The sequence below is a fragment of the Adlercreutzia equolifaciens DSM 19450 genome, from assembly GCF_000478885.1.
In the GTDB taxonomy this organism is placed as follows: Bacteria; Actinomycetota; Coriobacteriia; order Coriobacteriales; family Eggerthellaceae; genus Adlercreutzia; species Adlercreutzia equolifaciens.
Genome location: NC_022567.1, coordinates 1,059,293 through 1,073,834 on the forward strand (window position 1 = coordinate 1,059,293; position 14,542 = coordinate 1,073,834).

Annotated in this window: 12 protein-coding genes; all 12 read left to right on the forward strand. The window is 65.9% G+C overall.

Annotated features, from left to right (window positions below):
* Positions 1 to 62 precede the first annotated feature (62 nt).
* The 12 genes from AEQU_RS04070 to AEQU_RS04125 all read left to right on the forward strand — a co-directional run bounded on the left by AEQU_RS04070 (position 63) and on the right by AEQU_RS04125 (position 14,515).
* The gene (locus AEQU_RS04070) at positions 63 to 1,520 is read left to right on the forward strand and encodes a helix-turn-helix transcriptional regulator (RefSeq protein ID WP_022739659.1); all 1,458 of its coding nucleotides are present in this window, start codon (positions 63 to 65) and stop codon (positions 1,518 to 1,520) included.
* A 253-nt stretch (positions 1,521 to 1,773) separates the two neighbouring features.
* Positions 1,774 to 3,681 (forward strand): flavocytochrome c, encoded by a 1,908-nt coding sequence (locus AEQU_RS04075; protein WP_022739661.1) that lies wholly within the window; start codon positions 1,774 to 1,776, stop codon positions 3,679 to 3,681.
* Between the two features lie 141 nt (positions 3,682 to 3,822).
* The gene (locus AEQU_RS04080; protein WP_041714453.1) at positions 3,823 to 4,503 is read left to right on the forward strand and encodes a site-2 protease family protein; all 681 of its coding nucleotides are present in this window, start codon (positions 3,823 to 3,825) and stop codon (positions 4,501 to 4,503) included.
* A gap of 15 nt (positions 4,504 to 4,518) precedes the next feature.
* Positions 4,519 to 5,310, forward strand: a complete 792-nt coding sequence (locus AEQU_RS04085; protein ID WP_022739663.1) for a segregation and condensation protein A — start codon at positions 4,519 to 4,521, stop codon at positions 5,308 to 5,310.
* A 6-nt stretch (positions 5,311 to 5,316) separates the two neighbouring features.
* Positions 5,317 to 6,297 carry an SMC-Scp complex subunit ScpB gene (gene scpB, locus AEQU_RS12890; protein WP_022739664.1) on the forward strand — a complete coding sequence of 327 codons (981 nt, stop codon included), beginning with the start codon at positions 5,317 to 5,319 and terminating at the stop codon, positions 6,295 to 6,297.
* Positions 6,298 to 6,307: 10 nt separating this feature from the next.
* On the forward strand, positions 6,308 to 7,135 hold the full coding sequence (locus tag AEQU_RS04095) for a pseudouridine synthase (RefSeq protein WP_022739665.1): 828 nt from the start codon (positions 6,308 to 6,310) through the stop codon (positions 7,133 to 7,135).
* Positions 7,136 to 7,425: 290 nt separating this feature from the next.
* Entirely contained in the window at positions 7,426 to 8,250 is an 825-nt protein-coding gene (gene panB, locus AEQU_RS04100; protein WP_022739666.1) for a 3-methyl-2-oxobutanoate hydroxymethyltransferase, read from the forward strand.
* A 10-nt stretch (positions 8,251 to 8,260) separates the two neighbouring features.
* Positions 8,261 to 9,112: a pantoate--beta-alanine ligase gene (gene panC / locus AEQU_RS04105; RefSeq protein ID WP_022739667.1), complete on the forward strand. Its 852-nt coding sequence runs from the start codon at positions 8,261 to 8,263 to the stop codon at positions 9,110 to 9,112.
* 3 nt (positions 9,113 to 9,115) lie between these two features.
* On the forward strand, positions 9,116 to 9,514 hold the full coding sequence (panD, locus tag AEQU_RS04110) for an aspartate 1-decarboxylase (protein WP_022739668.1): 399 nt from the start codon (positions 9,116 to 9,118) through the stop codon (positions 9,512 to 9,514).
* A gap of 196 nt (positions 9,515 to 9,710) precedes the next feature.
* Positions 9,711 to 10,655 carry a ketopantoate reductase family protein gene (locus AEQU_RS04115; RefSeq protein WP_022739669.1) on the forward strand — a complete coding sequence of 315 codons (945 nt, stop codon included), beginning with the start codon at positions 9,711 to 9,713 and terminating at the stop codon, positions 10,653 to 10,655.
* Positions 10,656 to 10,835: 180 nt separating this feature from the next.
* The gene (locus AEQU_RS04120) at positions 10,836 to 13,100 is read left to right on the forward strand and encodes a hybrid sensor histidine kinase/response regulator (RefSeq protein ID WP_022739670.1); all 2,265 of its coding nucleotides are present in this window, start codon (positions 10,836 to 10,838) and stop codon (positions 13,098 to 13,100) included.
* Entirely contained in the window at positions 13,097 to 14,515 is a 1,419-nt protein-coding gene (locus AEQU_RS04125) for an ABC transporter substrate-binding protein (RefSeq protein WP_084280444.1), read from the forward strand. The genes AEQU_RS04120 and AEQU_RS04125 overlap by 4 nt, the downstream gene beginning before the upstream one ends.
* Positions 14,516 to 14,542 lie beyond the last annotated feature (27 nt).

The window sequence follows — 14,542 nt, forward strand, 5'->3', positions numbered from 1 at the left end:
ATTTGCCCAGATGGGAGCCGAGTCGGTATAATGGCGCAGATGACGTAGCGCAAGGAGGGAATGTGGGCATCGGAGAACAGGGGTCGCCGAAGGACCGCGCGACGGACAGTGCGGCGGCTGGTAAGGAGCGCCGGCCGGCCGTGCTGCGCAATTTCGACATTTCCTACATCGGGGTGTGCGCGCCGCAGATATGGATCTACTGCATCGCCCATCGCAGCGACGGGGCCCTCGGCGAGGTCGCGTTGGGCGTGCCTTTGTATTTGGCCCTTTCGGCGACGATGGCCGTCGTTATGATGCTGGTGCTGAGGGGGTGCGTGCCGAGTCTCCGGCGCCTCGCGTGGCCCTTGGCCGTTGTGCAGGGGCTTGCCAGCGTCGCTTTGGTGGTGCCGCTGCTCCCAGCATCACCCTCAGCTTCGATCTTTTATGCGGTCGCCGCCGCGCTCGCGGGCGCGGGCGTCGCGTGGCTCTATCTGCAATGGGCGCCGTTCTTCGCCAGCTTGGGAGCCAAAGATGTCATCGCCTGCGTGTTCATCGCCATGGCGGTAGGTTCCGCGTTGAAGGTGCCCCTCGATATGCTGCCGGCTCCCGCTGCGGCCATCGTGCTGGCGCTGCTTCCGGCCGTCTCGGTGGCCCTCGCGCGCCGCGCCGATGCCCACCCCGTGCCCGCAGGGCGCGCGCCGCGCATGTTCCACGAGGTGAATCCCACGGCGATTCCCTGGAAGATTCTCTTCGGCGTGGCCGTCTACAGCTTTGCCATCGGGGCCGTGAAGGGTGTCCCCGTGCAATCCGACCCCGTGCCCTTCGTGGCGCTCACCGTTGTGCACCACGGCGTCGAGATCGTTCTTGCCGCAGCCATGCTGTGGTGGGTGCTCGTGCGCGGGCGGCTCATTAACTTCTCGGGGCTGTGGCGCGCCGTGCTGCTGTTCACGGCGGCGGCGCTGTTCTTTTTGCCCGTGGCCGGCCCCGCGGCCGTGCCCTGGTTGCTTCTCGGCGCCGGTATCGCCCAAACCCTCGTGGTCATGCTGCTGTGGGCCATGCTCGCCGATGTGGCCCACCATTCCACGGCCTCGCCCCTCGTGATCTTCGCCTCGGGATGGCTCGCCTACTCGCTACCCTTGGCCCTGGGCGAGACGGCGGGCGTGCTCCTCGGGCAGTTGGAATCTCCCGCGATCGCCGTGGCGATGCTGGCCTATGTCGTCACGGTGACGGTGGTGCTGGCCTTGAACGACAGCGCCTTCGCGCAGCGGCGCATCTTCGCCGATCTGGACGTCGCCGCTCCGGTGCCTGCGGTCTTCGAAAGTTTGGATGCGGGCTGCGAGCGCCTCGGCGCCGAGGGCGGTCTCACGGTGCGCGAGGTGGAGGTGCTCCAGATGCTCGTGAAGGGCCGTTCCAAATCTTATATCGCCGAGACGCTGTTCATTTCCGAGAACACCGTGCGATCCCATTCGAAGCACATCTACCAGAAGCTCGGCGTTCACTCCAAGCAAGAGGTGCTCGACTTGCTCGGTCTTGGCGACTGAGATGCCGCCCCGCATCGTCCCCCCGGCCGCCACGGTGCGGCCTTTTTCTTCGACAACGCTTTCAGGTTTTGCCCGTATTCTCAATGACCTGGGGAAACGTCCGTATCACCCCCTTCGTGTCATAGGGGTTCTCCGCGAAAACACACCGTTCGTGTACTAGTCCGCCCGCCGGGCCGGGCCCTAGGATGGCCTCATCGGCGGCGAGCAGACGGCTCAACCGCCCAAGGACATAGGGAGACCCGAGGAGGACACCATGAGCACTATGATTCAGAACCCCAACGAGATCGAGGCCTTCACGCGTCGTCAGCGCGCCCTCGCCCGTATCCATCGCAACATCGCGGAGAAGTTCCAGCTGAACCGCCGCCAGTTCATCAGCGGCAGCCTCGCCACCATGGCGCTCGCCGCGCTCGGTCTTTCCGGTTGCGCGCCGAAGACCCCGGCGGCCTCCACGGGCGATGCCGCGCCGGCCTTCACTCCCGGCACCTACGAGGCGACCGCTCAGGGCCGCAACGGCGAGATCAAAGTGTCGGTGACCTTCGAGGCCGACCGCATCGCCTCCATCGAGGCCGACCACATGGAGAGCCGCAACATCGGCGATGCCGCCGTGCGCCTTCTGACCGACAACTACCTGGACACCCAGAAGCTCTCCGTCGATACCGTGACCGGCGCCACCCTCACCTCCATGGCCTTCGCCACGGCCGTGGCCGAGTGCGCCGAGGCCGCGGGCGCCGACATGCGCGCCATCATGAAGGGCGACGCCTCCGTGAACGCTGCTGAGCCCATAAGCGATGAGGCAGACGTGGTCGTCATCGGCTCCGGCGGCGCGGCCCTGGCCGCCGCCGTGACGGCCGCCGAGGCGGGCAAGTCCGTCGTCATGCTTGAGAAGATGGACATCTACGGTGGCAACACCAACGCCGGCGAGGGCACGCTGAACGCGCCGGACCCGGAGCGCCAGGAGCCCATGGGCATCGAGGACTCGCCGGACTTCTACTACACCCAGACCTTCGAGGGCGGCGACTCGGCGGGCGACCCGGCCCTCGTGCGCATCCTCGCCGACAACGCGCTGGACGCCGTGCACTGGATGGAAGACCACGGCCTTGTCTACGAGAAGGAGGTCTTCACGGCCATCGGCGGTCTGTGGCAGCGCGGGCACGCGGTCGAGGTCGAGCGCAAGGGCGAGCAGGGCGGCAGCTACTACGTCTCCTGCCTGATGGACGCCGCCCAGGCCACGGGCAACTTCACCCTGTACACCGATGCGAAGATCGAAGAGCTCATCGTGGAAGGCGGCGCGGTCGTAGGCGTGCGCGGCACCCGTCCGTCCTCCGGCGAGGCCGTGGAAGTGCGCGGAAAGTCCGTGGTGCTCGCCACGGGCGGCTACTCCCGCAATGCCGAGCTGGCCATGCAGTACGACAAGCGCGTGACTGAATCCATGCCCTCTTCCAACGTGTGTTCCTCCACCGGCGACGGCCTGGCTTTGGCCGAGGCCGCCGGCGCGGGGCTGCGCAACATGGAGCTCGTGCAGATTCACCCCTTGGGCGACCCGCAGAACGGCGGCGTGGCCACCTTCGTGGGCAACTGGCTGGGTGTGGAGGACTACGTGATGGTCAACGACGATGCCGTCCGCTTCGTCCGCGAGGACGAGCGCCGCGACACCATCGCCGATGCCATCCTGGAGCAGCCGAACGACGAGATGTGGCTTCTGGTGGATTCCACGAACATCAAGGACGACCGCTTGGAGGAGATCGCCGACTTGGTGGCGAAGGGCCACAGCTTCAAGGCCGACACCATCGAGGACTTGGCGACCCAGATCGGCGTGGATCCCTCGACGCTCGCCGAGACCATCGAGGGCTACAACGCCTGCGTGGCCGCCGGCAAGGACACGCAGATCGCGCCCGGCAAGGAGCTTTTGGGCGATGCGGTGTCCGATCCCTCCTTCTACGCCTCCAAGCGCATCCCGACCATCCACTACACCATGGGCGGCGTGTGCATCAGCCCCGAGGCGCAGGTGCTCACCGCTGCGGGCGAGGTCATCCCCGGCCTGTTCGCCGCCGGCGAGGTGACCGGCGGCGTGCAGGGGGCCAACCGCCTGGGCGGCAACTCCTACACCGATCTGATCGTGTTCGGCCGCATCGCCGGCGCCTCGGCCGCCGCTGCCGCCTAAGATCCCTGCGCCCCTCCTCTTTTGAGCCCCGCGACGCCTCCCTCCCTCCGTCGCGGGGCCCGCTGTCGTTCATCGGCGGTTTCTGTGGGTTTGGAAGGCGGCGCGATGATGAGGGCGCGCGGTGCGCTACACTTATGCGTTATGATTAGCATTCCCTACATCATCTGCTCGGTGCTGAGCTTCATTCCGGCCCTCGTGCTGCATGAGGTGGCCCACGGCTTTGCGGCCTACAAGCTGGGCGACCCCACGGCTAAGCGCTCCGGACGCCTTTCGCTGAACCCGCTCAAGCACATCGACCCCTTCGGCACGGTCATTCTGCCGCTTCTGCTCATGGTCATGGGCTGGCCAGTGTTCGGCTACGCGAAGCCCGTGCCCTACAATCCGCGCTACTTCAAGGATCCGCGCCGCGACGATGTCATTGTGGGTTTGGCCGGGCCTTCCGCCAACCTCGCCATGGCCGCGCTGGCCGCTGCAGTGGCGTGGGGCTGCTCGGGGCTCGTCAGCAACCCCACCTTCGCCAACAACGAGCTGTTCGCTTACTTCTACGTGATGTTCCTGCCCACGTTCGCTCTCGTCAACCTGTACCTTATGTTCTTCAACCTGCTGCCCATCCCGCCTTTGGACGGCTCTTCCATCTTCGCCATCCTGCTGCCGCCGAAGTACCTGCCGAAGTACTACCAGATCCAGCAGTACGCCTTCCCCGTGTTCATGATCGCCATCGTGGTGCTGCCCTACGTGTTCAACTTCAACCCGTTCTCGTGGTATCTGGGGGTCACGGCCGGCAATCTGTTCGATCTCATGTTCCCGCCGTTTTTCTCCTAAGAGACGGCGCCGCCCATGTCCTACAAAGTCCGCATCGACAGCTTCGAGGGTCCCTTCGACCTGCTGCTTTACCTCGTGAGCCGCCAGAAGGTGGATATCGGCGCCATCTCCATCACCGAGATCGCCGACCAGTACCTCGCCGAGGTGTCGCGCATGGAGACCCTCGATCTGGACGTGGCGAGCGACTTTTTGCTGGTGGCCTCTACGCTGCTCGAGATCAAGGCCCAAAGCCTCATCCCGCGCGAGCGCGACGAGCTTGACGACGACTTGGCGGAGCTCGCGCCTTCCGAGGCCCGCGATATGCTGGTCGAGCGCCTCATGGAATACAAGAAGTTCAAGAATGCCGCCGCGGTGCTCCACAACCGCTTCATCGCCGAGGGTCGCATGCACACGCGCCCCTTCGGCCCTGATGCCGACTTCCTCGGCCTCATGCCCGACTTCCTGGAAGGGGTGTCGCTGGACGCGCTGGCCTATCAGGCGGCCGCGGCCCTTGCGCGCCGCGAGGTGTTCCTGCTGGAAAGCGAGCACATTGCCGCCAAGCCCATTCCCGTGGAGGTGCACGTGCGCGCCATCCATCAGCGCATTCGCACGGCCAAGCACCTGCGTTTCTCGCAGCTTGTGGGCCCGGGCACCCCCAAGGATGTGGCGGTAGTGACGTTTCTGGCCATCCTCGAGCTGTACAAGCGCGTCATGGTGAGGCTCGAGCAGGACGAGCTGTTCGGCGATATCGCGATCGACTACATCGAGGGTTCGGGCGATTTGCGTTTGGAAGGCGACGACGCCCTCACGTCGGTGGGGGAGGAGTAGAGGCACATGTTTCAAGGATTGCAGGAAGACCAGCTGGCGGGCGCCCTGGAGGCGATGCTCTTCGTGACCGACGAGCCCGTGGGTACCATCGCGCTTGCCGAGATGCTCGAGTGCGAGGTGGGCGCGGTGGAGGCGGCGCTCGTGCGGCTGCGGGATGATCTGGAGGCCCGCGGCTCCGGCATCCAGCTGCGCGAAGTGGCCGGCGGCTGGCGTTTGTTCACGCATCCGGCCTACCACGAGCTCATCGAGAAGTACGTGCTGTCCTGGGATACGCGCAAGCTTTCCGCGGCGGCCATGGAGACGCTGGCCATCGTGGCCTATACCCAGCCGGTGACCCGTGCCGGGGTGGCCTCGGTGCGCGGCGTGAACTCCGACAGCTCCATCAACTCGCTGGTGGAGAAGGGGCTCGTGCGCGAGGTGGGTACAGAAGACGCGCCGGGCAACCCGGTGCTCTACGGCACGACTCGGGGCTTTCTGGAGAAGTTCGGTCTGCGCAGCCCTGCCGACCTGCCCGATTTGGCCGATTTCGCGCCCGATGCGGAGACGCGTCGGCTCATCACGGAGCGGTTGTCGGCCACGCGCAAGGACGCGGTTGTCTCCAACGAGCAGGCCCGCACCATGGCCCGCGCGCTCATGGGCGAGGACTTCGAGGCCGACGACGGCGAGGCCATGCTATCTGACGAGGAGCTGGCCCAGGGCACGGATGCGGCGGCCGAGGTGCTCGCGGACGCCCTGGAGGAGGAGCGCGGGGAGGAAGCGGCAGCGATAGCAGCTGGTCGAGCGAAGATCGAGGACGACGAGGCTGCCGAGGCTGCTGGGGGTGGCGCGGATACTGGAGCTGCCCGCATCGCCGTGCCCGGCGCTGCCGCCGACGCGCTCGGCACCGCAGACGCCGACGCCATGTTCGCTCGCGCCATCGCATCCACGCTAGGCGTCGTCGACAAGATCGACTTCGACTCCCTCGTCTTCGAGACCGACGACGAGTAGGTCCCCCGCCATGGCCGAAATGAGGTTGCAGAAGTTTCTGGCTCGGGCCGGGGTGGCCTCGCGGCGCCATGCCGAGGAACTGATCGTGGCTGGTCGCGTGACCGTGAACGGCGCGCGAGTGACCGAGATGGGCGTAAAAGTTGATCCTGCTGCGGACGTGGTGGCCGTGGACGGTGCGCCCGTCGCGCTGCCCGAGGAGAACGCCACGTTCCTGCTGCACAAGCCCGCCGGCTACGTGACCACCATGAGCGATCCCCAGGGGCGCCCCACCGTGGCTGCGCTCATGGCCGACGAGCTGCTCGCCCATCCGGGGCTTTTCCCCGTGGGGCGGCTGGACACCGACACTACGGGGCTTCTGCTGTTCACCGACGACGGGCAGCTGGGCCATGGCCTTCTGCACCCGCGACGCCATGTGGAGAAGACGTATCTGGCCCTGGTGGAAGGGGTGCCCGACGCGGGCGACGTGCGGCGCTTGCGCGAAGGGGTTCTGCTGGATGACGGCCCCACGCTGCCGGCGGCCGTGCGCGTGCTCGAGGGCGCCGACGCCTGCCGGGCCGCGCAGCTTATCGGCGAGGGGGCCGGAGCCAGCGGGTACCGCCAGCGCCACGGGGGCAAGCGCGGCCGCGACGCGCTGGCCGCCAGGGGATCTTACGTGGAAGTGCGCCTGCGCGAGGGCCGCAACCGCCAAGTGCGTCGCATGCTGGAAGCCGTGGGGCATCCGGTGATCGCCCTGCACCGCGAGGCCTTCGGCCCGCTCGTCCTGGGGGATCTGCCCCGGGGCGCCTCGCGTCCGCTCGCGGAAGAGGAAGTGGCGCGCCTCAAGGAGCTCGCGTCCTAGCTCGGGCGCCGGCGAGGGCTTGGTTTGGCCCATGTTCCGGCGTCTGCGAGTATCTGAGCCGATCCGCGTCCCGGCGCGATCCGCGACGCGCGCCAACGTCGACCTCTTGTCGGGGCGCGGGTCGCAGCCGGCTTTCTTATAGATCGCAAGAATGGCAGTATCGGCAAATCTGATCGAAATCACCAACATTTTGGGATGCCGCGTCGGCGTCAGCGCTTATAATACGCGCCAGTGAAGGATACCGTTGCACCCGGGAGGGCTCGGGGCGACAGGATCGAAAGGAAGTAACCATGAGTGTTACCGTATCGACGTTTCTCAAAATGAAGGCCGAGGGCAAGAAGATCTCGATGATCACCGCCTACGACTACACCACGGCACGGCTCGTGGACGAGTCCGGCATTGATTCCATCCTCGTCGGCGACTCGCTCGGCAACGTCATGCTCGGTCTGGGCGACACCGTATCGGTGACGATGGAGGACATGATCCACCACGGGGCCGCCGTGGCCCGCGGCACGAAGAACGCACTCGTCGTCGTCGATATGCCCTTCATGTCGTATCAGTCCAGCGTCTACGACGCGGTGGTGAACGCCGGCCGCCTCATGAAGGAGGCGCGCGCCAACGCCGTGAAGCTGGAAGGCGGCGTGGAGGTGGCGGACCGCATCCGCGCCATCGTCGACTGCCAGATCCCCGTATGCGCCCATATCGGCCTTACGCCCCAGGGCATCAACGCGCTGGGCGGCTTCAAGGTGCAGGGCAAGACGGCCGATTCGGCCCGCAAGCTTCTGGAAGACGCCCACGCCGTGGAGGAGGCCGGCGCCTTCGCCGTGGTCCTCGAGGCCATCCCCGCCGAGCTTGCCGAGCGCGTGTCGGCGGAGCTGACCATCCCCACCATCGGCATCGGCGCCGGCGCGGGCTGCGACGGCCAGGTGCTCGTGAACCAGGACATGCTCGGCATGTTCCACGACTTCACGCCGAAGTTCGTGCGCCGCTTCGCCGAGGTGGGCGACGTCATGCTCGAGGCCTACCGCGCCTACGACGCCGCTGTGAAGGACGGCTCGTTCCCCGCCGCCGAGCACACCTACGCCGCTCCTGCGGGCGTGCTGGAAAACCTCTAGGAGGCCGGCCATGGAGATCATTCGCACTGTTGCGGACATGAAGGCCCGCGCGGCCGCCTGGAAGGCCGAGGGGCTCTCCATCGGGCTCGTGCCCACCATGGGGTCGCTGCACGAGGGCCACGAGAGCCTCATGGACGCCGCCCGCGAAGCGAGCGACCGCGTCGTCGTCTCGGTATTCGTCAACCCCATCCAGTTCGGGCCGGGCGAGGACTACGAGGCCTACCCGCGCGATCTCGAACGCGACGCGCGCATCTGCGAGCGCCACGGCGTCGACGTCGTCTTCCACCCGGAAGTGGACGACATGTACGCCCCGGCCCACAACACCTTCGTGGTCATGGAAACGCTCACCGACTCGCTGTGCGGCGCCTCGCGCCCGGGGCACTTCCGCGGTGTGTGCACGGTGGTCACGAAGCTCTTCAACATCGTGCAGCCGCATCGCGCCTTCTTCGGGCAGAAGGACGCCCAGCAGCTCGCCATCATCAAGCGCATGGTGGCCGACTTGAACATGAACGTGACCGTCGTCGGCTGTCCCATCGTGCGCGAGGCCGACGGTCTGGCCAAAAGCTCGCGTAACGCCTACCTGAGCGCGGAGGAGCGCCAGGCGGCTCTCGTGCTGTCGCGGGCCATCTTCGCCGGGAAGGCGGCCGTGGAGGCGGGGGAGCGCGACGCCGCGGCGCTCAAGGCGCTCATGGGCGGCATCATCGAGGCTGAGCCGCTCGCGCGCATCGATTACGTGGAAGTCGTCGACGGTGTGACCATGCAGCCGACCGACGCCATCGGCGCCATGGCGCTCGTGGCCATGGCCGTCTACATCGGGAGCACGCGCCTCATCGACAACTTCCTGTACGAGGAAGGGGAATAGCCCATGCTGCTGAACGTCCTGAAGGGGAAGATCCACCGCGCCCGGGTGGTGCAGGCCGAGCTCGATTACGTCGGCTCCATCACCGTGGACATGGCTCTGGCCGAGGCAGCGGGCATCTTGGAGTACGAGAAGGTGCAGGTCGTCGATATCGACAACGGCAACCGCTTCGAGACCTACGTCATCGCCGGCGAGCCGGGCAGCGGCATGATCTGCGTGAACGGCGCGGCGGCCCACTGCGTGGAGCCGGGGCACAAGGTCATCATCATGTGCTACGCGCAGATGACTCCCGAGGAGTTCGCCGATCCCGACAACGCCCCGCGCGTGGTGTTCGTGGATGACGACAACCGCATCGCCCGCGTCACCCGCTACGAGAAACACGGACGTTTGGAAGATATGCAGTAGCGGCTTTTACGAATTCGTCCGAGAAGAGCCGCGCGGCATTCCAATTCGCTCAGACAGTCCTCGATGGTATCGAAGGCCCCATGGTGGCCGCATCCCTGAAACGTTGCGCCTTCGATACCGTCTGCGGAACTCGCTCGGTTGGAACGCCGCGCGTCTCCTCCCTGCATTGCCATCGTTGAATAGCAAGGAGGCTCCTATGAAGCCTATTGAAAATGTCGCCATTGTCGGGTTCGGGTCGCTGGGGGCCATGTATGCCGGCTGCTTCGGGGCCGCCATGGGGCCCGAGCGCGTTTTCGTGGTCGCCGATACGGCCCGCACCGAGCGCTACCGCGCCGAGGCCGCCACGTTCAACGGCGAGCCCATCCGCGTCACCTATCTGACCTACGATGAGGCTGCCGAGCGCGCCGCGGAGGAACCCTTCGACGCCGTGCTGTACGCCGTGAAGTACGGTGCGCTGCCCGAGGCCATCGAGCAGTCGGCGCCGCTCATCGGCTCCGATACCGCCATCATCTCGGTGCTCAACGGCGTCACGAGCGAGGAAGTTCTCGCCGAGCGCTTCGGGTGGGATCGCGTCCTTTTGTGCGTCGCCCAGCAGATGGACTCCCGCAAGGAGGGCGCCACGGTGACCGCCGGCTGCGTGGGCGTGATGGCCCTGGGCGTCCACGATGCCGAGGACGCGGCCCAGCGGGCGAACCTCGAGCGCGTCACGGAATGGCTCACCGCCATCGACCAGCCCTTCATCACGCCGGATGACATCCGGCACCAGCTGTGGGGCAAGCTCATCTGCAACGTGGGGGTGAACCAGGCCTGTGCCGTCTACGACTGCTGCTTCAGCGGCATCCACGCACCCGGCGAGGCGCGCGAGGCCATGATCGCCGCCATGCGCGAGGTGGCGGCGGTGGGCCGGGCGGAAGGCGTGGGTCTCACCGAAGAGGACGTGGCCTACTGGCTCGACATCATCGACCACTTGAACCCGGAGGGTCTGCCGAGCCTGCGCCAGGATGTGCTGGCGCGGCGTCCCACGGAGGTGGAGCTCTTCTCGGGCACCATCAACCGCCTGGGCGCGGCCCACGGCATCCCCACGCCGCAAAACGAGCGCTTCTACGCCGCCATCAAGGAGCTCGAAAGCTCCTTCTCGTAGGGGCGAACCTCGGTTCGCCCTCGTCAAGCATGTTAATCTCGCCTGAGAGGGGCGACCAAGGTCGCCCCCTACGGTTGGGTTGCGGGCCCTTTCAAGTTCACCGTCGAGTTACGTTCTCGTGACCGCTTGTTTTCAGTGATAAACTGACGCAGGAATAACAAGCATGCACAAGGACGGCTTTTGGAGCGCAGAAAGTACATCGCCATCGTATCGGCCGCGGCGGTCGTCATCGTCGTCGCGGTCTGCGTCTACCTGGCCCAACTCTCCGCGACGGTCGCCGGCAACCTCATGACCTCCGTGGACGAGATATCCCGCCACGACGTGGAGACCATCGAGGGCACGCTGAACAATTGCTACGCGCGCCTGGGCTCGGTGGCCGACCGCCTCGAGGTCTACGACGTGCAGACGGTGCACGAGGCCCAGGAGCAGCTGAACCTGGAGGCGGCCTCGTCGGCCATGTTCAACGCGGTCTATCTCATGGAAGCCGACGGCACGCTCTACAGCAGCTCGTACGTGAGCCTCGATGCCGACGAGCACGCCTACGACGAGCTCATGGAAGACGGGCGCGAGCACTTCGCCATGCTCTACGACGACGAGAACGGCCGGCTGGAAACCACCAAGGAGTCCCTCATCTTCGGCATCCGTCTGCCCGATACGGAAATCGGCGGGCGAACCTTCGTGGCCATGCTCGCCCGCAGCGACTTGTCCACCATCTCCAGCCAGCTGGTCATCGAGAGCTTCGACGGCCAGGGCGTCTCCTCGGTCGTGAACGCGCGGGGCTATTACATCGTGAGCGCCAGCCCTGCCACCGACCTCGCCGGGCGCGACAACTTCTACGACACGCTCGAGGCCGGGCGCATCGACGACGGCGTCACGGTGGAGGACATCCGCCGCAACATCGCCGCGGGCGAGAGCTTCGTCATCAATTGCACGACGAGCGCCGGCGAGGATCTCGTCATGTCCTTCGCGCCGGTCGCAGGTACCGAGTGGTCGTTCATCATGACGGTTCCGACGGAGGTGTTCAGCCAGCGCTTCGCCCCCTTTATCGCCATGACGGTGGGCATGCTCGGGGCCATGGTGGCGGTCATCTCCATCATGCTGGCGGTCATCTACCGGTTCATGAGGCAGTCGATCCAGGCTCGGGCGGAGGCCGTCGCGCGCACGGAGTTCCTTTCGAACATGAGCCACGAGATCCGCACGCCCTTAAACGGCATCATCGGCCTGAACCATCTGATGGAGCGGCACGTGGACGACGCCACCGCCATGCGCGACTACGTGAATCGGCTCGGCAAGGCCGCCCAGTACCTGCTATCGCTCGTGAACGACATCCTGGACATGTCGAAGCTGCAGGCCGGCAAGGTCGATTTGACGAGCGAGCCTTTCGACGTGAACGCGCTGGTCGACAATGTCTGCGAGATGCAGCGCGGGCCCATGGCTGACCGCGGGATCCGCTTCGAGCTGTCGCGCACGGTCGAGCACCCGTGGCTTCGAGGCGACGAGGTGCGCCTGTCGCAGGTTCTCATGAACATCCTGTCGAATGCGGTGAAGTTCACGCCCGAGGACGGCCGCATCACCATGAAGGTGCACGAGGCGGTGTACGCGTCGGGGAATGAGGCCGTGCTCACGGTGTCGATCGCCGATACCGGCTGCGGCATGACCAAGGAGTTCGCTGAGCATGTCTTCGACGCCTTCACGCAAGAGCGCAACCGCAACAGCGATTCCCAGAAGGGCACGGGGCTGGGCATGTCCATCAGCTACCTGCTCATGACGCAGATGGGCGGCTCCATCACGGTGGAAAGCGAGCCGGGGTGCGGTTCCTGCTTCACCGTCATCGTGACGCTTCCCACTGTCGCGAATGGTGATGAGCTGACGCCTGCCCAGGCGCCCTCGCTGATTTCGTCGAGTGCAGAAGGCGCGGAAGGCGTGGGAGGCGCAGAATGCGCGGAAAAGGTGGAGGCCGAAACCGCCGAAACCGTCGAAACCGTCGAAGCCTCCGGGGCCCCCGGAGCCGTTCGGGCCGTCTCCTCGCCGTCTGGTGCCGAAGCCGCTCGGGCGCCCGTCGAGATCCTCGTGGCCGAGGACAACGAGCTGAACGCCGACATCATCTCGTCCATCCTCACCGAGGAGGGCTTCTCCATCACCGTGGCCGAAAACGGCGAGGAGGCCGTGCGCCTGTTCTCCGAATCGCCGGCGGGGCATTTCGCGGCCATCCTCATGGACGCCCAGATGCCGGTCATGGACGGCTACGAGGCCTCTCGCGCGATCCGCGATCTGAAGCGAGCCGATGCCAAGACGGTGCGCATCTTCGCTTGCACGGCCTCCACGTTCGCCGAAGATCGCAATCGCGCTCTGGCATCGGGCATGGACGACTTCCTCAGCAAGCCTTTGAACGTGACGGTCATGCTGCAAAAGCTTGAGGCCGTTCGGAAGGGCGGTGCCTCATGAGTAGCGAGAGCCGCAGAATACATCGCAGGATGATCGAGCCGGCATTGTCGCCGACGCAAAGCGTCGCGCCGCCGATCCCTCGTCGCGGCATGACCCGCCGCGCTTTCTGCGCGGGAGCGGCCTTCCTTGCGGCTGCAGCGGCGCTGCCCCTTGCCGGCTGCAGCGGCCTGCCCTTCACGGGTGCCGCGCCCGTTCGTCTGGTGATCAAGGTGCCCCGCACGGGCCACGATGTCGTCTTCGACGACTCTATCAGCCAGGTGGAGATGGTCATCCAGGGCATGGCCGACGAGTTCCAGCGCACCTACGCGCGCCCCGTCGACGTCGAGGTCATCGTCTTCGAGCAGAACCAGTACGACGAGGCCGTCGAGGGGTCGTTCGATACGGACAAGTCACCGGACGTGCTTTACGGCGACTACTTCAACATCTCCACCTACATTCGCACCGGGCGCGTCGTGCCGTTGGACGATGTCGCTACTCCGGCTATCCGCGACGACCTCTTCGACGATTTGTGGAACATGGGCGTGGTGGAGGGCCGCGCGTATATGATGCCCTATCTGGCGCGCCAGAACGTGCTCGCCTACAACAAGGAGATGTTCCGCAACGCGGGGCTTGGGGAGTTCATCGCCGAAGGGGAAATCACCGCCTGGTCGCTGAGCGAGTGGACGCGCATCTTGGACGCGCTTTCCGCCTCGCTTCCCGAGGGAAGCTTCCCGATGATGATGTACGCGGGCAGCTCCCAAGGCGACACCCATATCGTGACGCTTCTGCGCTCGGCCGGATCCGACATCTACGACGAGGCTGGCCGCTTCAATCTCTCGGCACCCGAGGGTGTGTCGGCGCTCCGGTGGATTCAGGACGGCGTGGGACGCGGCTGGTTCCCGCCGCACGCGGAGAATCTCGAGATCGAAGACTGCTCCAGTTTGTTCCGCCAGGGGCAGTTGGCCATCTACATGGTGAACAACGCCTCCATTACCCGTTACGGCGATGCGGTGGGGCTCGTGAACTTCCCGGGGCCCGATGCCGACGGCAGCGCCACCGCCTTCGCCTCGGGCTTCCAGATCTTCGACAACGGCGATGCCGAGAAGCTGCAGGTGGCGAGGGATTTCCTCTCCTTTGTGTACGACGATGGGCCCTGGCTCGACTACGCGGCGGGCGCGATACCGGCGAGCAAGCGCGTGTCCGACCGCTACGGGGCCGACATCCCCTTCTACGATCTGTTCCGCGCCAATGCCGGCAACGTTTGGGATTTCACGGGCAACAACCCCGACACCCAGAGCGTGCGCGACATCTTCTACGCCGGCATCCACGACCTGCTCATGGGCAAGACGACTCCCGAGGAGTGCGCCGCCTTTTTGGATGCGCGCTGCAACGCCGCTATCGACGAAGGCTGGGCCAAAAGCCAGCTGCATGAGTAGAGAGAAGTATAGCAAAGTTTCTCTAAA